Here is a 22,413-nt window from a genome sequence, read left to right as displayed (position 1 = left end):
GGCTCCGGGCGTACGGCTCCTGACACGCGTCCGGTGTCAGGCCGGTGGTCGCGCCTCCACGTCCAGTACGGCCTTGCCGGCGACCCTGCGGCCGAGCAGGGCGTCGGCGGCCTCCGCGAAGCGGTCCCAGGAGGCGCGCAGGCCGATCTCGGGGGAGAGCCTGCCCTCGGCGACGAGCCCGGCCAGCGTGGCCAGGTCGGGGCCGAAACGGGTGGAGTCGCCGAAGGTGCTGATCGACCTGGACGGACCGTGGGAGAAGAACGAGTGCGGCGCGAACGCGGCGGGCTCTCCGGAGGCCCAGCCGATGCTCTGGAGGTCGCCGCCCGGGGCGAGCAGCCGCCAGGCGGCGACCATCTGGGCCCCGCCGACGTTGTCCAGGACCAGGTCGACCTGCCGGTCGATCCCGTCGAGCCCGACCACCACCTCGTGGGCGCCCAGCGCGGCGAGTCCCTCCCCGCGCGCCGCCGAACCGACGGAGGCGATGACGTGTGCCCCGCCCAGCGCGGCGAGCTGCACCGCGAACCGGCCCACTCCCCCGGCCGCGCCGGTGATCAGGACCCGCCTACCCAGGATCGGGCGGCTCCTCAGCGTCCGCAGCGCGGTGACCCCGGCCATCGGCAGTGCCGCGGCGTCGGCCAGGTCCACGGCGCCGGGGACCTCCGCCACCGAGTCGGTGCCGACCGCCAGGCGCCGCGCCCACGCACCGGCGCCGAAGGCGACGACCCGGGCCCCCTCGGCCGGGCCGGTACCGTCCGCGGCGGCCCGCACCACGACACCCGAGGCGTCGTAGCCGAGCACGGTTCCCGGACCGAGGCGGCCGGCGAACATCACCTCGCCCCGGTTGAGCGAGATGTGCCGCACCTCGATCAGCAGCTGGTCGGGCCGCGGCTCGGGTTCCCCGGTCTCGCCGAACCTCAGACCGGCCGGTGCCTCAGGATCGGCCACGAGGGCGCGCATGGTCATGGGCTTCCTTCGGGTGGATGCGGGCCGCCGCACGGGTGCGCGGGGCGGGTGAGGAAGGTGCCGTGCGAACGGAGCCACCCCGGCGGGGCGCGCTCCGGCGGAGCCAGCGGACCGTCGGTCCGCTTATTCCGGAGTAGCATATTCGGACCACAGGTCCGTTTGTCAACGAGTCACGGCGAGGGGAACCCATGAGCGAGCAGCGCCAGGAACGCGCGGACGCGGCGCGCAACCGGCGCGCACTCCTGCGTGCGGCGGAACGGCTGGTGGCCGAGTACGGCAGCGACCACGTTTCCCTGGACCGCGTCGCGGCGGCGGCCGGTGTCGGCAAGGGGACCGTCTTCCGCAGGTTCGGCAGCCGCACGGGCCTGATGCGCGCGCTCCTGGAGGAGCGGTCGCTGGCGCTGCGCGAGGCCGTCACCGGCGGTCCCCCGCCGCTGGGCCCCGGGGTGCCCGCGAGAGAGCGGCTCACGGCCTTCCTCGACGGGCTCGGCGAGATCGCCGAGGGGAACGCCGCCCTGCTGACCGCGCACGAGCAGGCGTGCGCCGACGACAAGTACGGCGAGCCGAGCTATCTGTTCTGGCACCGCCACATCGCCTCCCTGGTGGCCGAGGAGCGCGCCGACCTCGACGCGGAGTTCCTGGCCCACGCGCTGCTCGCCCTGTTCGACGGCGAGCTGGTCCGGCGCATGACGCGCGAGGACGACCCCCGGCGCTTCACCCGGTCGGTCCAGCGGATGGCGACCGCCCTGCTCACGGCGCCCCCGGCCCCTCCGGAGTCCCCGGCGTCCCCGGCGTCCCCGGCGTCCCCGGAGCCCTTGACGATCCCGGATCCCCCGGCGACCCCGGAGCCCTCAGCGGCCCCTGATCCCCTGGCATCCCAGGGTTCCTCGGCGGCCCCGACGGTCCCCGGCTCCGCGAGGTCTCCAGAGAGGTGAGATCGGCCGTCACGGGCCCGCCCCGGTGGCGCCCCGCGGACCGCTGTCCGGCCCCGCGGGCCTACCGGATCGGACATTCGGCAGATCTTTTTCGTTGAGGCGTTTAAAGTGGAAAAATCATGAAAACGCCTCTGACGTCGGCTTTCCTCATCCGGCGCGCCCCAGTCTCCTCGGCCCCGCGCCCCGCCCCGTCTTGACCTCCCCTTTAAGGGAGGTAACCTCCCTCGTCACGGAAGACAACTGACCAATGGTGCCGCCACACGTGTCCCGGTAGTCCCTCTGACCGGTCCGCGTGAACGCGCCATCGCTCAACCCCCATCTTCCGGCGGCCAGGTCGCGAGGGCGGCGCGACCACGCCTCACGGCCGTCGGAGGGTGACCGCGAACTTCCTATGACCCCTGAAATGCAAAAGTTCATCAAGCTGCTGGAGAGCCAGCTCGGATACTCCGAGAAGGCGGGCGGCCACACCAAGTTCGGTGACTGGTACGGCGGCAACGTCGAGTTCGACGCGGACTACACCGCGGCCCCCTGGTGCGACATGTACCTGTCGTGGGCGGCCAACAAGCTGGGCTACGAGGACTGGATCGGCCAGTTCGCCTACACCGTCTACCACGCCCAGTGGTTCCGGCAGCAGGACGCCTGGGGCACCGTCCCCCGGCCGGGCGCCCTCGTGTTCTTCGACTGGAGCGGTGCGAAGAAGATCGACGGCATCGACCACGTCGGGATCGTCACCGCCGTCGAGGGCAGGACGATCTACACCATCGAGGGGAACATCGACGGCGGGATCGCCAAGCGCAAGAAGCGCGACACCGACAAGGTCGTCGGGTACGGATATCCGGAGAAGATCAAGGCCCGGCTGGACAAGGAGGCGTCCCGGCAGCAGGAGGTCGTGACCTCCGACGCCCACGCGAACAACTCGGTCGAGCTCTCCTCGGGGCCCAGCCTGCTGTCGATGATGCCGCCCGGCCTCATCCGGGAGACCGAGACCTCCGCCGGGCCCGCCCGGGCCAAGACCGGTCCCAAGCACGCCAAGCCGGCCACCGCCTCGGCCGTCGGGTCCCCCGCGGAGAACAGGTCGCCGGGCGAGGCGAAGGACGCCCCGGCCCCCCAGACGGTCTCCCGGGCCACCGGAGCCCCCTCACCCCAGGCTTCCGCCGGCCGTACCGGCAAGCACGCCAAGCCCGCCGCGGCGGACACCAACGCGGTCGCCGCCGCCCCGGCGAGCCGCGACCTCTCGCTGGACGCCCCGCAGCTCGGCAGCCCCACGATCCTCGCGCCGGTACTGCTGGCGGCGGTCGCGATCATCGCCCACGCCCGGACCAAGCAGTCGAAGGCGCGGCCCGCACCGGCCACGGCCGGTGTCGCGGCGCCCGCCCGCCGCACCCCGGGCCGCCGCCGTTCCCCCGGTCGCCGCCGGATCACCAAGAACGCCCCCGTCCTCGCCGGGGCGCGCGAGGGCGTCGTGCGCACCGTCCCCGAGACCACGCTCGCGACCGCCACGGTGGCCGGGTTCCCCTCGGTCACGACCCCGCTGTCGCACGTCGAGGAGTCGCCCCTGAACAGGGTGGCCGCCCGCACCGGGCAGGGGCTCGCGGCGGAACTCCGTTCTCCCGCGACGCTCGGCTCTCCGCCGGCGCTCAGCTCTCCGTCCGGACTCAGGCCTCCGGCGGAGTTCGCGCCGGCCGTACGGAGCAGCCTGACCCGTGTCGAGGAGGCGCTCTCACCGGCCGGTGCGTCCCACGCCGGGGGGAGCGGTACGGCCGGCCGCCGCCACGACGGCCCCCGTCTCCCCTACCAGGGCAGGCGCCGTCTCCGCGAACGTCCGGTGGTCGAGTCGTCCACCTTCGTTCAGGACGCCCCGCTGCGCGGCAGGCGCCACCGGCGGTCCGAATCCGTGGTCAGCACGACCATGCCGACCACCCGGCCCGCCCCCAGGAACCGCGCCACCTCGACCGCCCCGGACAGGGGCCGCGCCACCTCGACCGCCCCGGAGAGGCGGCCCGCGCACGCCCTCCCCGCCGCGGCCCGCACCGCCGAGGACGGCGACATCCTGGCGCACAGTGGCTATCAGGGACGCCGCAGGGCCCGGGTGCCGGTGTAACCGGCACCCGGGCGGGCGGCGCGGCCCGGACGGGGTGCCCTGTCTCCCTCGCCGCGCTGCCCGGGCGGGCACCGTCCCCGTTCCGGGCGGCGCCGTTCAGGTGCCCCCGTTCCGGACGGCTGCTCCCGTTCCGAAGAGCGCCGTCCGGTGTTCCCGTTCGGGACGGCGCCCTTCAGGCGTTCCCGTCAGGGTTGGCCGGGCGGGCGCCGGCCCATGTTGCGGCGCAGCTGCTCCAGCTCCGCCTCCAGCCCGGCGATCCGGGTGTTCGCTCCGGGGCCGGGGGGTTGCTGCGGCGTGCCGTACTGGGGCTGGGGCCGCACCGCGCGGGTGTCCTCCGGCGCGGCGGGAAGCGGGTACGGCGGCCGCGGGTACTGCTGCGGCGCCCCGTAGGGCTGGCCGTGCTGTCCCGGCTGTCCCGGCTGCCCCGGCTGCCCTGGCTGCTCGTGATGACCGGGCTGCTGGAGCTGGTGGGGCCCGCCGTACTGCCCCTGCGGCGGGTAACCGGGCTGTATGCCGTAGGACGCGGGAGGGAACGGGGAGGGCACGACCTTCGAGCGCTTCCTCCCCCTGACCGCGGCGGCCAGGCCGCCGATCACGAGCAGGGCGACCAGGCCACCGCCGCCCCACAGCGCCCACGGCGGGATCGGCGAGGAGCTCTCGTCCTTGCCGGCGGTGATGGCCTGCTGGGAGTCGCTGATGTACTTGGCGACGTAGGGGTGGTTCGGCTGCAGCGCCTGGACCTCACGGAACTTCGGCAGCGCGTCGGAGTAGTGGTTGGCGAAGAACAGGTCGAGCGCCTCGTTGTAGGTCCTCGTCGTGGCCGACTCTGCCGCCTTGATGTTCTTCTCGTTGAGCTTCTCCCGGACGATACCGACCGGCAGCACGAAGCTCTCCCCCTCGGTCGAGCCCCCGTCCTGCTGGATCAGGCCGCCGACCAGGATGCCGATGACGTTGCCGTCCTTGCTGAACACCGGGCCGCCGGAGTTGCCGGGATAGGAGGGTGCCTGGGTCTGGATGTACGGCACGCCGTCGGGCGTCTGCCGGCTGGCGTTGTAGGGCCCCTCGGTGAAGGCGGGTTCGAGCTTGGACTCGATGTTGAAGATCGAGGTCTGCGTCACCGTGCCGGGGAACCCGCTGATGTAGAGCGTGTCGCCCACCCGCACGTCGGAGTCCTGGCCCAGCGGTACGGTCGGCAGGTTGTTCTGCCCGTTGACCTTGAGGATCGCGACGTCCTTGCCGGGATAGACCGTGCCCTTGGCGACCAGCTCGATCGGTACCGTCTTGGCGGTCTTGTCCACGCCGCCGCCCGGCAGGCTCTGCAGCAGGGACAGCGAGCTCTTGACGTTGCGGATCTTGATGTTGTCCGCGTTCCAGATCTGGAAGATCTTGGACGCCGTCCGGACGATCTCCTCGTCGGAGGCGATGTCACCGAGGTCGGCGACCAGATCGGCGGCGTCCTTCTCGTTGATCTTGGTGAGGGCCTGCGCCGCGAAGGTCTGCGCCAGCTCGGTGTCCTCCTGGCCAACGCAGTGGGCCGCGGTCACCATGTAGCCGTCCGGCGTCACCCACCATCCCGTGCACAACCCGCCCGCCGTCGCCTCGACGACCCGCTCCGGCGTGCCGGGCGAGAAGTAACGGCCGGGGTTCTTGGCCATCTGCTGGACGACCCACCTGTAGATGCTGTTCTCGTCCGATGAGATCTTGCCCGACTGGACGGCGTTGACGCCCTGCTGGCTCAGCGTCCTGATCGCCTCCAGGTTCGCCACCGGGGTCGGCACGGCCACGTCGGCCGTGTAGGACACGGAGGTCAGCTGCACGGCGGGCTGGGTCCTGGCCGCCACCCACGTTCCCACCGGGACGTCCAGCTCCTTCGGCTTCGCCAGGGCGGCACCGGGCAGGGCCAGCACACCGGCCATGACCAGCCCGACGGCGGCGCCCAGTCTTCTCCACATCTGCGCACTCTCCCCAAAACTCGCTTTTCAGGCGAGAGCATGACGTAACCGACTTGGGTGGCACTTGGAAGCCGCTGAGAGGCACCGAGCGGCCGGAACCGGCGGCACTCCGGGGCCGCCCCGTCAGCCCGTCAGCCCGTCAGGCGGTCAGCCGGGCCACCTCGTGGCGTCCGCCCCGTCGATCCGCTCGAAGGGCGCCGACGACCCGGACACCTCGGGCACGGCCGGACCCGACGACACCGCCGGATCAGACGACACCGCCGGATCCGCGGACCCCGGCTCGCCCCGGTCCTCGGCGCGGTCCTCGGCGCGGTCCTCGGCACCGACCGTGATCACCACCGTGGCGCCCGGTGCGGCGCACCCGCCGGGCGCCACACTCTGCGCCAGCACCGTCCCCGCCCGCGACGGGTCGTCGACGGGGCGAAGGAGCTCCCGTACGGCGAAGCCCGCCCCGCGCAGCACGCTCCCCGCCTCCCTCTCCCCCGTGCCGACGAGCGAGGGCACCTCCGTACCCCGCCTGGACACGACCAGCGTCACCTCCTCGCCGGAGGAGAGACGGCCGCCCGGTTCCGGAGCGCTGTCGAGCACCTGTCCGCCCGGCCGGTCGGAGCAGCGCGTGACGACCTCACCGGGGGTCAGGCCCGCCCGGGTGAGCGCCTTCTCGGCGGCTCTCCTGCGCAGGCCCGCCAGGATGGGCACCCGCACTCCGGCGGAGACCTCGAGATCGACCCGGGTCCCCCTGGCCACCCTGGTCAGCGCCTGCGGCCGGCTTCTGAGGATCCGCCCGATCCGCTGCTGCGAGTCGGCCGAGGTGAACTCCCCGACGACCAGCCCGGCCCGCCTGATCAGGCGTAACGCCTGCGAACGGTCGAGCCCGGCGAGTGCCGGCACCGTGACCCCCGGGACGGAGCGCGACGACGGGAACGGGGATGGGGGCGGGGACTCCGCGGTCCTGGCGCCGGGACTCGGCGCGGGATGGACCGCACGGGAGGCTTCGCCCGATCTCGGCGCGGGCCCGGCCGCCACACCGAGATCCGCCGCGGACTCGGCCCGCCGCCCCTTCCCGTCCTTGCCCGCTCCTCCGCTCAGCGCGGGGGCGAGTGTTCCCACCAGCACGGCCACGCTCACCAGCAACGCACCCGAGATCGCGACCGAGACCCTGGTGACCGCCCGGTCATGGCGGGCCCGCGGCTCATCGGGTTCATCCGGTCCGCCGGATTCATCGGGCTTGTCGAGGACGTCGAGGACGTCCGTGTCGGAGGGGGTCCGCGGGGCCGCCGCCCGGACGGCCCCGAACACCTCCGTCCGCCCGCCACCGGCGACCGCGCCGGCGACACCGGTGGCTCCGGCGCCGTCCCCGTCGAGCAGGGCGAGCAGCAGTTCCCTGCTGGTCGGACGGTTGCGGGGGTTCTTGTCCAGGCAGTCGGCGACCAGCGCGCCGAGCCCGCCGCCGAGGCTGCCCAGGCGCGGGGGCGCGGTGAGGACCCGGTGCAGCACGGCCGGGATCGAGTCCTGCCCGAACGGCGCCCGTGCGTTGGCGGCGAAGCACATCGTGGCGCCCCAGGAGAAGACGTCGGCCGCCGGGGCGATCTCGCCTCCCTCGACCTGTTCGGGCGCGATGTAGGCGGGGGTGCCCGCGCCGTACGCGCTTCGCGTGACGCCCGGGGCCAGCGCCCTGGCCAGCCCGAAGTCGATGACCCTGGGCCCGTCGGGGCCGAGCAGCACGTTCTGCGGTTTGAAGTCGCGGTGCACGATCCCGGCCCGGTGGATGGCGGCGAGGGCGGTCGCCGTACCGATGGCCAGGCGTTCCAGCGCGCCGCCCCTGCGGGGGCCGCCGGTCGCGACCTCGTCCTGGAGCGACGGACCGTCGACGTACTCGCTGACGATGTAGGGCCGGTCACCGGCCAGTCCCGCGTCGACCACCTGGGCGAGACAGAACCTGGCGACCTGCTTGGCCAGGTCGGCCTCACGCAGGAAGATCGCGGGATCCGCCGCGGACGGCGTGTGCAGCAGCTTGATCGCGTAGGGCTCGGCACCGGTCGCCGGGTGCGTCCCGAGATAGACCACTCCCTGGCCGCCCTCCCCCAGACGGCCGTGGATCACGTATCCGCCGAGGCCCTCGGGGTCTCCCATCCTGAGCGGCTGCGTATGCGGCACGCCCGCCTCCCTCCCCGCAGCCCTTCCCGACCACAGGGAGATATGCCGCCGCCCGGCGGCGGCGAACCGCCCGGACCGCCACCGTGACATCCCTGTGATTCTCACAGCGCGACATCCCTGTGATGGTCACACCGGCGAGACGGCCGGCCGGCCCCGCTCCGGCCCCGCTCCGGCCCCGGCGGGAGGAGCCGGACCCGGCACACCTGGGCCGGGGAGCGGGCCCCTTCCGGGTACCCTGGCGAGGTGCTGGAACAGATCACGGCCACGCGTTACGTGACGCCCCTGCGCGAGGGCGGATCGCTCCCCGGCGTGGTCGAGGCGGACGACCTCGGTACCTACGTCGTGAAGTTCCGGGGCGCGGGACAGGGACGCCGGGTGCTCGTCGCGGAGATCATCTCCGCCGAGCTGGCCAGGCGGCTCGGTTTCCGCACCCCCGACCTGAAGCTGATCGACATCGATCCGCAGCTCGGTGCCCGGGAGCCGGACGAGGAGATCCAGGACCTGCTCCGGGCCAGTACCGGCCTCAACCTGGCGGTCGACTTCCTGCCCGCCGCGCTCGGCTTCGAGCCGCTCACCTGGCCCCCCGATCCCGGCTTCGCCTCCCGGCTGCTCTGGTTCGACGCCCTGATCCACAACGTGGACCGGAGCTGGCGCAACCCGAACCTCCTCGTCTGGCACGGCCAGACCTGGCTGATCGACCACGGCGCCGCCCTGTGGTTCCACCACAACTGGCCGACCGCCGACCCGCAGCGCCCCTTCGACGCGGGCGACCACGTGCTGGCCCCCTTCGCCACCCGGCTCGCGGAGGCCGACGCCGAGCTCAGCGAGAAGATCACCCGGGACTTCCTCGACGGGGTGGTCGACGAGGTTCCCGACGAGTGGCTGGAGGACGAGCCGGGGTTCGACGGGGCGCAGGCCGTACGGCAGGCCTACGTCGAGCACCTGCTGGCCAGGGCGCAGGCCCCGCGCGCGTGGCTGCCCGAGCCCTCACCCGCATCCAGACAGGAGCGGAAGACCGGCTCGGTGGGCGCGTTCTGGAAGGACAACCGGTGAGAGACGTCTACGAGTACGCCGTGATCCGGGTGATCCCCCGTGTCGAGCGCGGCGAGCTGATCAACGCGGGGGTGCTGCTGTACTGCCAGCCCCGCGACTACCTGTGCGCCCGGGTCGAGCTGGACGAGGCACGGCTGCGCGCACTCGACGCGCACGCGGACCTCGACGGGGTGCGGCACGCGCTCGACGCCTACCGGCGCTCCTGCCTCGGCGAGGAGGGGCCGCTGACGAAGGAGTCGCTCGGCGGCCGGTTCCGCTGGCTGACCGCCCCGCGCAGCACGATCGTGCAGACCGGACCCGTCCACGCCGGTCTCACCGCGGATCCGGAGGCCGAGCTGGAGCACCTGGTGTCCCGGCTGGTGCGCGCCCTGTAGGCCTCGGAGACCGGGCGGCTGGAAGGCGCGGGACCGCTCCGGGACCGCCTCCGGGATCACCCGGGAGACCGTCTCCGGGAGCGGCTCGGCGGCGGGCCCGGGGTCCGGTAAGAAGGGCTCAGAAGAGCACCGACATGAAGGTGCCGACCTCTTTGAACCCCGCCTTGCGGTAGGCGGCCCTGGCGGGGGCGTTGTAGTCGTTGACGTACAGCGAGACCACCGGTGCGAAGCAGTCGAGCGCGTGCTTGACCACCGAGGCCATCCCGGCCACCGCGTGGCCCCGGCCGCGCAGGTCCGGATGGACCCAGACGCCCTGGACCTGGCACGCCTGCGGGGTCACGGCACCGATCTCGGCCTTGAAGACGACCCTGCCGTCGTCGATCCGCGCGTAGGAGCGGCCGATGCGGATCAGCTCCGCGACCCGGGAACGGTAGAGCGCGCCGCCGTCGCCCGCCTCGGGGGAGACGCCGACCTCCTCGGTGAACATCGCCACGCAGGCCGGGAGCACGATCTCGAACTCCTCCGGGCGCACCCGCCGGACCAGAGGGTCCGCCGGGACCGGTGAGAGCTCGGTTGCCTCCATCACCGGCTGGGCCCAGCGGATCGCGCGGGCGGCCCCCCAGTGGGGTTCGAGCCGCTGCCACAGCGACTCGACGGCCTCCGACGGACCGACGATCGAGGAGCACCGGCGGCCCTGTTTGCGGGCCCGGTCGGCGAAGGCGTGCACGGCGTCGGGGCCGGCGTTCACGGGGACCAGGTTGGCGCCCGCGTAACAGAGCGAGGTCAGGCCTCCGCGTGGCCCGAAGCCCCACATCTGACCGCCGAGCCTGGCCGGGCTGAGCCCGACGGCACGGACCCGGGAGGCGACGAAGACGTTGGAGACGGGGTCGGCGTCCAGGATCGCCTGCACCTCGTCACGGTCGTTGTCGTCGAGCACACGCGACGCCATTGTGCGCAGCATCACGCGCTTAGCCTACGCGACCCCCACGATTTTGGCAGGAACCAACACAGAGCCTGTCATCTACCCTGACCGGGCATTGCCCCCACGCGGGCGGTCGGCGGAGGTTCGGCCGTCGCGGTGCAGCGGGCGTCGGGGGTGTCGGAGGCTGCGGCGGAGCGGACGGCCGGGCCGAAGAGCGTGCCGTCCTTGAGGTAGGCCGCCAGGCGCCGGTCGACGCAGCGGTTCCCGCCGAGCGAGACCCCGTGGTTGCCCCCCGCCACGCTCAGCAGCCGGGCACCGCCGAACAGCCTGCGGACGCGCAGCGCCCCCGAGTACGGCGTGGCCGCGTCGCGCTCGGACTGGATGAGCATGATCGGCGGCAGTTTCCGGCTGTCCCTGAGCTTCACCGGGGTGCCGCCCCGCTCGGGCCAGAACGCGCACGGCGCGTTGTACCAGGCGTTCGCCCAGGTGAGGAAGGGCGCCCTGGGGTGCAGTCTGGCCATGTCGGTCCGCCACCGGCTCCAGTCGCGCGGCCAGGCCACGTCGCGGCACTGCACCCCCAGGTAGACGGCGTAGCCGTTCTCGTCCTTCGTGTCGTTCTCTCCGTATCTGCGGTAGGCGGCGAGCAGCGGGACCGTGTCGCCTCGTTTGACGTAGGCGGAGAAGGCCTTGGCCAGCTGCGGCCAGACGAGGTCGGAGTAGCCGCCGACGGTGTAGATGTCGTCGAGTTCGCTGGGGCCGACCATGCCGCCCGCCGGCCGGGTGCGCAGCCGCTCACGCATGGCGTACCACGCGAAGGACACCGCCTTGCCGGTGCCGCCGAGCCGGTAGATGTCGTTGTGGCGCGCCGTCCAGCGCAGGAAGTCCTGGTGGCGCCGGTTGAAGGCGACGTCCTGGGCGAGGTTGGCCCCGTACCAGACGCCTCCGGGGTCCACCACGCTGTCCAGGACCAGCCGCTTCAGCCGGTCGGGGAAGAGCGAGGCGTAGACCGCGCCGAGATAGGTCCCGTAGGAGTAGCCCAGATAGCTGATCTCGGACTCGCCCAGCGCCTGCCTGATCGCGTCCATGTCCCTGGCGGAGTTCTCGGTGGTCAGGTGCGGGAGCATCCAGCCCCACCGGTTCTCGCACGCCGAGGCGTACTGGCGGGCCCGGTCGAGCAGTACGGCCTCCTCCTTGGCGTTGCCCGGCACGTTGTCGGGGCGGGGCGGGGCGTAGTACTTGCCCGGGTCCACGCAGTGCAGCGCGGGCTCGCTGTGGCCGACCCCACGCGGGTCGAAGCCGATCACGTCGAACCGGTCGGCGAGCTTGGCCGGAAGCTGGGCGGCGACCTGCTTGGCCAGATCGAGCCCGGAGGCCCCCGGCCCGCCGGGGTTGACCAGCAGCACGCCCAGGTGGTTGTGGTCCCGCGAGGCCTTTCCCCTGATCCGGTTCAGGGCCAGGCTGATGGTCTGGTACGGATTGGCGTAGTCGAGCGGCACTCTCAGGGAGGCGCACTCGACCGTGGGGCCCTCGGGTTCGGTGGACGGGGGCGGCACGCTCTCGGCCGGCGGCGCTTTGCCCGACTCCTCGCAGGGCCCCCAGACCAGCTCGTCCCGTCCCCGCGTGGCCGCCCCCTGCGCGGCCGCTCCCTGCGGTGCCCCGACGGCGAGGACCAGCATTCCGATGCCCGCGACAGCCCCGACGACCCTTTTCACGAACTCCCCCTACTCGTACGGCAGAGGCGATGTTCTCCCGGGCCACGACGGCACCACCGGCGGTACGGCCACACCCTTACCATTCTGTAGTCAGTTGATTGCCATGTGTAATGACGCGGCGTCCCCGCCCGAGAGGACCGGGAGAACCGGGAGGAGGCGGCCGCCGGGCCCCTCGGCGGTTCCACGCGGGCACACGGCCCGGCCCCGTAGGGTCTGCGTATGCTCCTGTGGATCAACGGCCCCTTCGGGGGCGGCAAGACACAGACCGCCCACGAGCTTCGGCGGCGGCTGCCGGGCAGTGTCGTCTGCGATCCCGAACACGTCGGCTTCGGCCTGCACCGGATGACGCCGCCTCGGCTGCGCGGCGACTTCCAGAACCTCCGGGCCTGGCGGGAGGGGGTGTACGAGGTGCTGGACCTGGCCCTCTCCGGACACGACGGCACGGTGATCGCGCCGATGACGGTCGTGGAACCGGCCTACTTCCGGGAGACCGTCGGCCGGCTGCGGGAACGCGGGCACGACGTCCGGCACTTCGCGCTCCTGGCCGGCCGGGACACGGTGCTGCGGCGGCTACGCGAGCGCGGTCTCGGGCATCTCACGCAGTTCGTGGCCGGGAAGGACGCCCCGCTGCGCCGGGAGAGCTTCGCCGTCGCGAAACTCGACCTGTGCCTGGAACGCCTGCGCCAGGCGGAGTTCGCCGATCATCTGTGGACCGACCACCTGACGATCCCGCAGGTCGCCGAGCACATCGCGGCCTCGGCCGGGCTGACGCTCACCCCGAACACCGACGGCGTGCTCCGGGGACGCCTGCGCCGGGCATGGACGGGAATCCAGCACATCCGCTTCGACTGACGCCTCACCCGCCTCACCCCCGGCGCCGCCTCCGCCCCACACGGCATCGACACCGGCACGGCCCCCTCGGCGACCGTCCCCGCCCACCGAACAGCCCCGGCACGCCCGCAGGGCGCCCACGGTCCACACCTCTCCACGGCGCCGGTACGGCCACCCCCTGGGCCACCGGCTCCGCTCCGGCACGCCCACGGTTCACACCACCCCACGGCACTGGTACGGCCACCTCGGCGACCGTCCCCGCCCACCGAACAGCCCCGGCACGCCCATGGTTCACGCCACCCCACGGCGCCGGTACGGCGAGCCCCGGAGCGACCCCGGCCGGCGCCGGTGAACGGCGCGCACCCGGCGGGGTGTCCCGGCGCCGGAGCGTTCCCGGGTGCCGGCCTAGCGGACGACGACCTCGGGGCCCGGGCCGTCCTCGTCGTCGAGGTCGACCTCCACGCCCATCTCCTCGGCCAGGCGCAGGGCCTCCTCGATGAGGGTCTCCACGATCTGGGACTCGGCGACGGTCTTGATGACCTCGCCCTTGACGAAGATCTGGCCCTTGCCGTTGCCCGAGGCGACCCCGAGGTCGGCCTCGCGTGCCTCGCCGGGACCGTTGACCACGCAGCCCATCACCGCGACCCGCAGCGGGACCTTCAGCCCGGTCAGGCCCGCCTGGACCTGCTCGGCCAGGGTGTAGACGTCGACCTGGGCCCGCCCGCACGAGGGGCAGGAGACGATCTCCAGGCCGCGCTCGCGGAGGTTCAGCGACTCCAGGATGGCGGTGCCGACCTTGACCTCCTCGACCGGCGGGGCCGACAGCGAGACCCGGATGGTGTCGCCGATGCCCTCCGCCAGCAGGGCGCCGAAGGCCACGGCCGACTTGATCGTGCCCTGGAACGCCGGGCCCGCCTCGGTCACCCCCAGGTGCAGGGGGTAGTCGCACCTCTGGGCGAGCAGCCGGTAGGCCTGCACCATCACGACCGGGTCGTTGTGCTTGACCGAGATCTTGATGTCCCGGAAGCCGTGCTCCTCGAACAGCGAGCACTCCCACAGCGCCGACTCGACCAGCGCCTCGGGGGTGGCCTTGCCGTACTTCTCCAGCAGCCTCGGGTCCAGCGACCCCGCGTTGACGCCGATGCGGATCGGCACGCCGTACTCGGTGGCGGCCTTGGCGATCTCGCCGACCTTGTCGTCGAACTTCTTGATGTTGCCCGGGTTGACCCGGACCGCCGCGCATCCCGCCTCGATGGCGGCGAAAACGTACTTCGGCTGGAAGTGGATGTCCGCGATCACCGGGATCTTGGACTTCTTCGCGATGATCGGCAGCGCCTCCGCGTCGTCCTGGGACGGCACGGCGACCCGGACGATCTGGCAGCCCGAGGCGGTCAGCTCGGCGATCTGCTGGAGCGTGGCGTTGACGTCGGCGGTGACCGTGGTGGTCATCGACTGCACGCTGACCGGCGCGTCACCGCCGACCGGAACGGATCCGACCATGATCTGGCGGGATTTGCGTCGCTCGGCGATCGGCCTGGTCCTTACGGACGGGATCCCGAGAGCAACAGAAGTCATTTTCAGCCCTTGAAGAGTCGGCGGACGCCTTCCAGTCTAGGCAGTCGCGGTGAGCTCCCGTGCCCGAACACGCGCCCACTCGTCCGCGTCGAGCACCTCGGCCACGGTGTCCGCCCCCGTCACGGTGTGCTCGGAGACCACCGCGGCCACGGTGTCCACGATACCGAGGAAGGGCAGGCGCCCCGCCAGGAAGGCGTCGACGCAAACCTCGTTGGCGGCGTTGTAGACCGCCGGGGCCGTGCCGCCCGCCGAGCCGACGTGGCGGGCCAGCGCGACGGCGGGAAAGGCCTCGTCGTCGAGCGGCTCGAAGGTCCAGGTGTTGGCCCTGGTCCAGTCGACGGAGGGGGCGGCGTCCGGGACCCGCCCCGGCCAGCCGAGCGCGAGGGCGATGGGCAGCCGCATGTCGGGCGGGCTGGCCTGGGCGATTACCGAGCCGTCGACGAACTCCACCATCGAGTGGACGACCGACTGCGGGTGCACCACGACGTCGATCCGGTCGAAGCCGATGTCGAAGAGCAGGTGGGCCTCGACGACCTCCAGGCCCTTGTTGACGAGCGTGGCGGAGTTCACCGTGATGACGGGCCCCATCGACCAGGTCGGGTGCGCCAGGGCCTGCTCGGGGGTCACGTCCGCGAGCTCGGCGCGGCTCCTGCCCCGGAAGGGGCCGCCGCTGGCGGTGACGACCAGCCGTCGTACGGCCGACGCGTCGGCGCCGTCCGGGCCCGCCGCCCACAGGCACTGGGCGAGCGCGGCGTGCTCGGAGTCGACCGGGAGGAGCTGCCCCGGCTTGGCCAGGCGCTTGACCAGCGGGCCGCCGACGATCAGCGACTCCTTGTTGGCCAGCGCCAGCACCCTGCCCGCCTCCAGGGCGGCCAGCGTCGAGGTCAGCCCGAGGGCCCCGGTGATGCCGTTGAGGACCACGTCGCACGGCCAGGCCGCGGCCTCGGCGACCCCTTCGGGACCGGCCAGGACCTTGGCGGTCACCCCGCACGCGGCCAGGGCCTCCCGCAGCGCGGGCAGGGCCGAGGGATCGGCGACGGCCACCACGTCCGGCCGGAACTCGGCCGCCTGGCGGGCCAGCAGGTCGACCCGGCCCCCTCCCGCGGCGAGCGCCGCGACCTTGAACCGGGCGGGGTTGCGGGCGATGACGTCGAGGCACTGGGTCCCGATGGATCCGGTCGAACCGAGCAGGACGACGGAGCGAGTGGTGTCTGACTGCACGGCCCCATTCTCGCGGGTCGTGCCACCTCGTCGAACCGCCGCCAGAATTCGTGACGCATGGAACAGGAGAGATAAAGAGCCATTTAAGTCCGAATTTCGATATATCAAAACCTGAAAAGCCTGAGAAATGCGGACATGAAGCGGGCTAGCTTCCCGACCCAGCATCAGGTCTCGGGAGGTACAAATGCGCCGTACGGCACGCCTGGTCCCCATCCTCACACTCGCCGCGGGAGGCGCCCTGCTCTCCACGACGGTCGCGCACGGCGCCACGGCGGCGCCGGCGACCGCGAGAGGGGCGACGACGGCCGGGCGCGCCGTCCCCGCGCCGGTCGGGAAGGAGGCGGCGGACACCGGGGCCGAACAGCGCTCCGTCCGGCGCTACTGGACGGAGGCGAAGATGGAGGCGGCCCAGCCGCTCGACACCCTCGCCCCCGGGCGCAAGGGCATCAGCCTCACCGCGGCGGCCGCCGGGACGCCCTCCCCCACCGCCACCGTCACCGCCGTCCCCGCCGCCCCCGTCACGGTTCCGGCGACCTCGCCCGGCGGCGGAACCGCCGCGGCCGCCCGGACCCCGGTCTCCGCGCGCACCTCGACCGGAGCGCCGTGGGCCCGCGCGGGAGCGGTCGCCAGGACCTCCGGCCGGGTCTTCTTCACCTACCAGGGCCGCAACGCCTCGTGCTCGGCGAGCGCGGTGACCAGCGAGAACAGGAGCACGGTCATCACGGCGGGGCACTGCGTGCGGATGGGCGGCGCCTTCCACACCAACTGGGTGTTCGTCCCCGGCTACAACGGCGGCGACCGGCCGTACGGCACCTGGGTGGCGACCACCCTCTACACGACCCCGCAGTGGAACAACGGCGAGGACATCGACCACGACGTGGCCGCCGCCGTGGTCGCCCCGCTGAACGGCCGGTCCCTGACCGACGTGGTCGGCGGCCAGGGCGTCTCCTTCAACCAGCCCCGGCGGCAGCGGATGCACTCCTTCGGCTACCCCGCGGCGGCCCCCTACGACGGCTCCAAACTGGTCTACTGCAGCGGCTGGACGTTCGACGACTTCATGATGTCCCACGACATCGGCCTGAACTGCGACATGAACGGCGGATCGAGCGGCGGCCCCTGGTTCTCCGGGTTCGACGAGGGCACCGGCCTGGGCACGCTGAACTCGGTGAACAGCTTCAAGTACGGCGACGCGGCCGGCCGGATGTTCGGCCCCTACTTCGGGGCCGACGCGAAGGCCGTCTACGACGCCGCGCAGGACACCGGCACCCCCTAAAGATTCACCGAAAGTAGCCACAAGAACACATCTGGTAGTGCAAACTCGGGTCTCATGACTTCGAGCCTCCCCCTGCTCGGGGGTGCCGCCCTCGCCGCCGGACTGATGGGCGTGTCCCTGACCGGTGCGGCGATCACCGGGCACAGACAGCGGGCCGCGAGCGACCCCGTCCAGGCGGTCCAGGCGGTTCGGGCGGCCCAGATGGCCCGCCCCGCCGTAGGAGTCGTCGAGGAACCCCCCGACGCGACCGGTGTGACCGGCGGAAGCGGCGGGAACGACGGGAACGGCGACAGGGTCCCGGTCCGGAGAAGAGCCGATGTCGTCGAGCACCTGGCCGCCCGCGCCACGGCGGAGCAGCGCCGCGTGCTCGACTACTGGACTCCCCGCCGGATGGCGGACGCCGTCCCGATCGGCCTGCTCGGCACGGTGACCGGGACGCTGGGCACGGCCTCCCACGCGCTCCACCCGCTTCGCGGGACGGCGGGCGCCGCCGCGCCGGGCACCCCGAACAGACCGGGCATCCCGAACAGACCGGCCGCGCCGGGCGCACCGAACGGACCGGGTGAAGCGGGCGCAGCGGACGGACGGGGTGGAGCGGGCGCACCGGACGGGCCGGGTGGAGCGGGCGCACCGGACGGGCCGGGTGGACCGGGCGCGGGCGGATCCGCCCCCCTTCTCCGCGAGAGGACGGGCACCGCCGCGCCGGGCCCGCTCACGACGGTGACCGGGATGCTGACCGGGGCGCCCGTCCCCGCCCTGAGCCGGCAGGCCCGCGTCGGCGGGGCCCGCTGGGCCGCGGGCGGCTGGGTGTCCCACACCACCGGGCGCGTGTTCCTCACCCTCGACGGGGTCGACTTCGTGTGCTCGGCTAGCTCGGTCAGGAGCGCCAACAGGGACCTCGTGGTGACCGCCGGGCACTGCCTCAAGGACGGCGCCGGCGCCTGGGCGGACAACTGGACCTTCGTGCCCGGCTACGACCGGGGGCGTCAGCCGTACGGGCAGTTCACCGCGCGCCGCATGTTCGTCACGGGCCCGTGGGCGCGCGAGGGGGACGACAGCTACGACATCGGCATGGTGGCGCTCAACCCGCGCGGCGGCAGGCACCTCGGCGAGGTGGTGGGGGCCCAGGACATCGCCTTCGGCTCCGCCAGGGGCCGCCAGACGCACGGCTTCGGCTTCCCCGCCGACGCGCCGTACGACGGTGAGCGCCTGGTCTACTGCGCGGGCCCGGTCCGCGACGACCCGCACGGCCAGACCGGCGACCAGGGCCTGCGCTGTGACATGACCGCCGGATCCAGCGGCGGCCCCTGGATGAGCGGCTTCGACCCCGTCACGGGGCGCGGCACGGTCACCTCGGTGAGCAGCTTCAAGTACAGCGACGACCGCGGCACCATGTACGGCCCCTACTTCGGGGAGATCGCCAGACAGCTCTACGCCACGTCGGAGAAGTCGTGATCACGCCGCGTGCCGGCGGCCGTGACGCGGCACGGCCCGCCCCCCGGGTGCGGGGACGGGCCGTGGACGATTCCTCGACGCCCTACGGGGACTCGACGTCCTACAGGGACAGTCCGGTCAGGACCATGACCTTCTCGTAGGTGAAGTCGGCGATGGCGGAGCGAATGCCCTCGCGGCCGACGCCGGAGTCCTTGATGCCGCCGTAGGGCATCTGGTCGGCGCGGTAGGACGGGACGTCTCCGATGATCACGCCGCCCACCTCCAGCTCACGGTTGGCGCGGAAGGCGATGTCCAGGTTGCGGGTGAACACCCCGGCCTGCAGGCCGTACTTGGAGTCGTTGACCGCGGCGAAGGCCTCGTCGACACCGGAGACCGACTGGACGATCATCACGGGGCCGAAGACCTCCTCGCAGGAGACCTTGGCGTCGTGCGGGACGTCGGCGAGCACGGTCGGGGCGACGGTGGCGCCCTCACGGGTACCGCCGGCCACCAGCCGGGCACCGGCCGCGACGGCCTCCTTGACCCACTGCTCGACGCGCTCGGCCGCCTCGACCGAGACGAGCGGCCCGACCTGGGTCCTGTCGTCGGCGGGGTCACCGGTGACCAGGGCCTCGACGGCCGGGACCAGCTTCGCCAGGAAGTCCTCGCGCACGGACTCCTCGACGATCACCCGCTGGACCGCGATGCAGCTCTGTCCGGCCTGGTAGTTGGAGAACAGCGCCACCCGCGACGCGGCCCAGTCGAGGTCGGCGTCGGCGAGCACGACCGCCGCGGCGTTGCCGCCGAGTTCGAGGGTGACGTGCTTGCGCGGCACCTGGTCCATGATCGCGTAGCCGACCGGCCCCGAGCCGGTGAAGGAGACCACCGGCAGGCGCGGGTCCTCGACCAGGGCGCCCGCGCGGTCGTTGGGCACGGGAAGCACGGAGAACATGCCTGCGGGCAGGTCGGTCTCGGCCAGGATCTCGCCCAGCAGCAGGGAGGAGAGCGGCGTCGCGGGAGCGGGCTTGACGATGACCGGCGCGCCGACCGCGATGGCCGGGGCGACCTTGTGGGCCACCAGGTTGAGCGGGAAGTTGAACGGCGTGATCGCCAGGATCGGCCCGTGCGGGACGCGCGAGATGTAGGCGAGACGGCCCGCGGAGGCGGCCTCGGTGTCCAGGCGCATGGCCTCGCCGCCGAGGCGGCGGGTCTCCTCGGCCGCGAACCTGAAGGTGGAGATCGCGCGGTTGACCTCGCCGCGGGCCCAGAAGATCGGCTTGCCGTTCTCCTCCATGATCAGCCGGGCGATCTCCTCGGCACGCTCGGCCAGACGGCGCGCGACGTGGGCGAGGGCCTCGGCCCGCACGTGGATGGGCAGCGCGGCGGCCTGCTTGCGTACGGCGTCCGCGGCCGCGACGGCCTCCTCCACCTGGTCGGCGGTCGGCACGGAGCAGAGGCCGACGACACGGCCGTCATGGGAGTTGGTCACGGTGAGCTCGGCGTCCCCTGTGGCGGGGCGACCGGCGAGCCAGAAGGGGCGCACGTCCATGGCTCAGACGGTATGCCACCCGTCACGGCACGGCGTTACTCCACTTCGCACAAGACACTTGCGGAGACGCGCCGTTCCGCATAAAAATAATCGTCTTCATCGCTGTAACGAAAACAGGGCAGTTTATAGATATTTCTTATATGGCGACGGTTTGAACGATCTTCGCCCTGGCTAAGTCACCGATTGCAACTCCCTCTCAGCGAAAGGGCGTGGCCGCATGACCTCTCCGGCGCCGCGCGGGCTGCAGGGTGCCTATCTGCTCGGCGAACGGGCCGGCCAGGACGAGCTTCGCGCCAAGCTGCTCGACGTGGCCAGCCAGCTTCTCGTCACGATCGGACCGGAAAGCCTCTCGATGCGCCGCATCGCCGCCGAGGCCGGGTGCTCGACGACCGTCATCTACACCATGTTCGGTAGCAAGGAGGGCCTGGCCGAGGCCCTCTACCTCGAGGGCTTCGAGCGCTTCCGGCGCAGGCTGGAGGCCGTGCCGCCGCGCAAGAACGCCCTGGAGCACCTCACCGCGCTCGGCCCCGCCTACCGGGAGGCCGCGCTGGCCGAGCCCGGTTACTACGCCCTCATGTTCGAGCGGGCGATTCCCGGCTTCGTGCCGAGCGAGCGGGCCAGAACCCTGGCCAGGGCCGCGCTCAACGTCCTCGACAGGGTGATCGCCGACTGCATCTCGGCGGGATACATCATCCCGACGCAGCCCAGGAAGATCGCCGACGCGCTCTGGGCCGCCGCCCAGGGGGCCATCGGCCTGGAGCGAGCCGGTCACCTGCGTGACGGCGACACCTACGACGCGGTCACCTACGCCACCATCTCCCGCTACCTGGCAGACAAGCCCTGATCCCGCTCCCCGGCCACGGCCAGCGCGACCCAGAGCTCCGCGCGGGCCGCCGGGTCGTCGAGGTCGCGCCCGAGCAGCTCGGCGACGCGGCGCATGCGGTAGCGCAGGGTGTGCCTGTGCACGCCGAGGCGTTGCGCCGCCGCGTCCCAGTGGCCGTTGCAGAGCAGGTAGGCGCGCAGTGACTCCAGCAGGTCCGCGCGCGAGCCGTACTCCCTGAGGGGGGCCAGCAGGGCGGAGGAGAACGCCGCGGTCGCCTCGGGGTCCAGCAGGGACAGCAGTCCCTGGCCCGCCAGGTCGGCGAAGCGCATCACGCGTTCCGCGCCGCGCCTGGCCGCGGCCAGCGCCCGGTCGGCCTGGCCCACCCCCTCGCGCAGGCCGTCGTGACCGACCGGGGCGCTCACCCCGACCGGGCCGTGCCCGCCGAGCATCGTGACCATGGCCTCGGCTCGGGACGCCGCGACGAGAACCACGACCCGGCCGCCGTCGATCGCCGCGAACCCCTCACCCGTCTCCTCCGCCAGGGCCTCCAGCACCGCCTCCCGCTCGCCCCCGGCGGCCAGCACGACCAGCGGGCCGGCGGGCAGCGTCTCCCCCAGCGACTCCAGGATCTCCGCACCGACCTCCGCCTGCCCCGCGACCAGCAGCCCGAGCACCGCCGAACGCACCCGGCGCTCGGCGGTCAGGTGCTCCTTGCCGTGCTCGATGGCGAGGGTCAGCAGGGATCCGGCGGCGTTGACCACCGTGTGCGCGACGGGGGTGAACGGCCTGCCGAGCCCGACCGCGAAGAACCCCCTGACGCGACGGGCGCCGAGCGGCTGCACGACGACGTGCTCGGCGGGGGTGGAGAAGGCCAGGCTCGCGGGCGCGCCCCGCCCCGCCGGTCTTCTCAGCCGCTCCAGCTCGGGCAGCAGGCGCGAGACGCCGTCCGCCCCCTTTCCCGCGGCGTGCCGTACGGCTCCCGCCTCGTCGAGCAGGACCGCCCAGCCGCCCAGCTCGTGGGCCAGGCGGTCGATCACCGCGTGGGCCCCCTCCGGGCGGAGCGCGGCGCGCGTCAGCCGTCCCTGGGCGGCGAAGGCACGGCTGATCTCGTCGTACTGCTCGGCGGCGATCAGGTCGCTGACCAGTTTGCTGATCGCGACGAACGGGGTGTCGCGGGGCACCTCGATCAGCGGCATCCCCGCCCGCGCGGCGGCCTCCACCAGCCCGGCGGGAATCTCCTCGTGTCCCAGGCCGATGCCGAACCCGAGCCCGGTGACCCTCCTGCCGACCAGCCGGTCGACGTAGGGGGCGGCGTTGCCCGCGTCGAGGCGCATGCCGGTGGTGAGCACCAGCTCGCCGCCCTCCAGGAAGGGGGTGGGGTCCTCCAGCTCGCTGACCGCGACCCAGCGGACCCGCCGGTCGAGGGCGTCCTGGCCGGCGAGCACGCCAAGCTTGAGCGGCAGACGCCGCACGACGGTGCGGAGCGTCGGCGCCACAGCCACCCCCGGTTTATACGTTACGGCCAGAGTGTTCCTGAC

General features: G+C 72.8%; 17 protein-coding genes. 8 read left to right on the top strand and 9 right to left on the bottom strand.

Features of this window, described 5'->3' with window-relative positions:
* Window positions 1–36 precede the first annotated feature (36 nt).
* Window positions 37–963, bottom strand: a complete 927-nt coding sequence (locus AB0N02_RS43640; RefSeq protein ID WP_363960254.1) for a zinc-binding dehydrogenase — start codon at window positions 961–963, stop codon at window positions 37–39.
* Window positions 964–1,151: 188 nt separating this feature from the next.
* On the opposite strand from AB0N02_RS43640, the gene AB0N02_RS43635 reads away from it, so the two are divergent.
* Both AB0N02_RS43635 and AB0N02_RS43630 read left to right on the top strand, forming a co-directional pair.
* Window positions 1,152–1,898, top strand: a complete 747-nt coding sequence (locus tag AB0N02_RS43635; RefSeq protein WP_363960251.1) for a TetR/AcrR family transcriptional regulator — start codon at window positions 1,152–1,154, stop codon at window positions 1,896–1,898.
* Window positions 1,899–2,301: 403 nt separating this feature from the next.
* The gene (locus AB0N02_RS43630; RefSeq protein ID WP_363960248.1) at window positions 2,302–3,999 is read left to right on the top strand and encodes a CHAP domain-containing protein; all 1,698 of its coding nucleotides are present in this window, start codon (window positions 2,302–2,304) and stop codon (window positions 3,997–3,999) included.
* A 185-nt stretch (window positions 4,000–4,184) separates the two neighbouring features.
* On the opposite strand, the gene AB0N02_RS43625 is transcribed toward AB0N02_RS43630, so the two are convergent.
* Together AB0N02_RS43625 and AB0N02_RS43620 are read right to left on the bottom strand one after the other, a co-directional pair.
* Entirely contained in the window at window positions 4,185–5,951 is a 1,767-nt protein-coding gene (locus AB0N02_RS43625) for a serine protease (RefSeq protein ID WP_363960245.1), read from the bottom strand.
* Between the two features lie 147 nt (window positions 5,952–6,098).
* Window positions 6,099–8,108 (bottom strand): PASTA domain-containing protein, encoded by a 2,010-nt coding sequence (locus tag AB0N02_RS43620; RefSeq protein WP_363960242.1) that lies wholly within the window; start codon window positions 8,106–8,108, stop codon window positions 6,099–6,101.
* Window positions 8,109–8,351: 243 nt separating this feature from the next.
* Between AB0N02_RS43620 and AB0N02_RS43615 the strand changes: the two genes are divergently transcribed.
* On the top strand, window positions 8,352–9,161 hold the full coding sequence (locus AB0N02_RS43615; RefSeq protein ID WP_363960239.1) for a HipA family kinase: 810 nt from the start codon (window positions 8,352–8,354) through the stop codon (window positions 9,159–9,161).
* Entirely contained in the window at window positions 9,158–9,535 is a 378-nt protein-coding gene (locus tag AB0N02_RS43610) for a DUF3037 domain-containing protein (RefSeq protein WP_363960236.1), read from the top strand. Before AB0N02_RS43615 ends, AB0N02_RS43610 begins: the two co-directional genes overlap by 4 nt.
* Before the next feature lie 118 nt (window positions 9,536–9,653).
* Here the strand turns inward: AB0N02_RS43610 and AB0N02_RS43605 are convergent, their stop codons facing one another.
* Both AB0N02_RS43605 and AB0N02_RS43600 read right to left on the bottom strand, forming a co-directional pair.
* Window positions 9,654–10,496: a GNAT family N-acetyltransferase gene (locus tag AB0N02_RS43605; RefSeq protein WP_363960288.1), complete on the bottom strand. Its 843-nt coding sequence runs from the start codon at window positions 10,494–10,496 to the stop codon at window positions 9,654–9,656.
* 56 nt (window positions 10,497–10,552) lie between these two features.
* Window positions 10,553–12,169, bottom strand: coding sequence for an alpha/beta hydrolase (locus tag AB0N02_RS43600; RefSeq protein ID WP_363960233.1), 1,617 nt, complete (start codon window positions 12,167–12,169; stop codon window positions 10,553–10,555).
* Window positions 12,170–12,388: 219 nt separating this feature from the next.
* On the opposite strand from AB0N02_RS43600, the gene AB0N02_RS43595 reads away from it, so the two are divergent.
* Window positions 12,389–13,021, top strand: a complete 633-nt coding sequence (locus AB0N02_RS43595) for an AAA family ATPase (protein WP_363960230.1) — start codon at window positions 12,389–12,391, stop codon at window positions 13,019–13,021.
* A gap of 384 nt (window positions 13,022–13,405) precedes the next feature.
* On the opposite strand, the gene ispG is transcribed toward AB0N02_RS43595, so the two are convergent.
* On the bottom strand, window positions 13,406–14,575 hold the full coding sequence (ispG, locus tag AB0N02_RS43590) for a flavodoxin-dependent (E)-4-hydroxy-3-methylbut-2-enyl-diphosphate synthase (protein WP_363960227.1): 1,170 nt from the start codon (window positions 14,573–14,575) through the stop codon (window positions 13,406–13,408).
* A 36-nt stretch (window positions 14,576–14,611) separates the two neighbouring features.
* The gene (gene dxr, locus AB0N02_RS43585; protein WP_363960225.1) at window positions 14,612–15,796 is read right to left on the bottom strand and encodes a 1-deoxy-D-xylulose-5-phosphate reductoisomerase; all 1,185 of its coding nucleotides are present in this window, start codon (window positions 15,794–15,796) and stop codon (window positions 14,612–14,614) included.
* 184 nt (window positions 15,797–15,980) lie between these two features.
* Between dxr and AB0N02_RS43580 the strand changes: the two genes are divergently transcribed.
* Window positions 15,981–17,069 (top strand): peptidase, encoded by a 1,089-nt coding sequence (locus AB0N02_RS43580; RefSeq protein WP_363960222.1) that lies wholly within the window; start codon window positions 15,981–15,983, stop codon window positions 17,067–17,069.
* 54 nt (window positions 17,070–17,123) lie between these two features.
* Window positions 17,124–18,524, top strand: coding sequence for a hypothetical protein (locus tag AB0N02_RS43575; protein ID WP_363960219.1), 1,401 nt, complete (start codon window positions 17,124–17,126; stop codon window positions 18,522–18,524).
* A gap of 100 nt (window positions 18,525–18,624) precedes the next feature.
* On the opposite strand, the gene AB0N02_RS43570 is transcribed toward AB0N02_RS43575, so the two are convergent.
* Window positions 18,625–20,052 (bottom strand): aldehyde dehydrogenase family protein, encoded by a 1,428-nt coding sequence (locus AB0N02_RS43570; RefSeq protein ID WP_363960217.1) that lies wholly within the window; start codon window positions 20,050–20,052, stop codon window positions 18,625–18,627.
* Between the two features lie 217 nt (window positions 20,053–20,269).
* On the opposite strand from AB0N02_RS43570, the gene AB0N02_RS43565 reads away from it, so the two are divergent.
* A complete protein-coding gene (locus AB0N02_RS43565) occupies window positions 20,270–20,896 on the top strand; it encodes a TetR/AcrR family transcriptional regulator (RefSeq protein ID WP_363960214.1) in 627 nt (208 codons plus the stop codon).
* Here AB0N02_RS43565 and AB0N02_RS43560 read toward each other — a convergent pair.
* Complete coding sequence (locus AB0N02_RS43560) at window positions 20,875–22,377, bottom strand: PucR family transcriptional regulator (protein ID WP_363960211.1); 1,503 nt, start codon at window positions 22,375–22,377, stop codon at window positions 20,875–20,877. The genes AB0N02_RS43565 and AB0N02_RS43560 overlap by 22 nt on opposite strands.
* Between the last annotated feature and the right edge of the window lie 36 nt (window positions 22,378–22,413).

The organism is Streptosporangium sp. NPDC051022 (assembly GCF_040683035.1).
GTDB lineage: Bacteria > Actinomycetota > Actinomycetes > Streptosporangiales > Streptosporangiaceae > Streptosporangium.
Note: the sequence above shows the minus strand (reverse complement) of the source record. Positions and strands in the feature narration are given on the sequence as shown.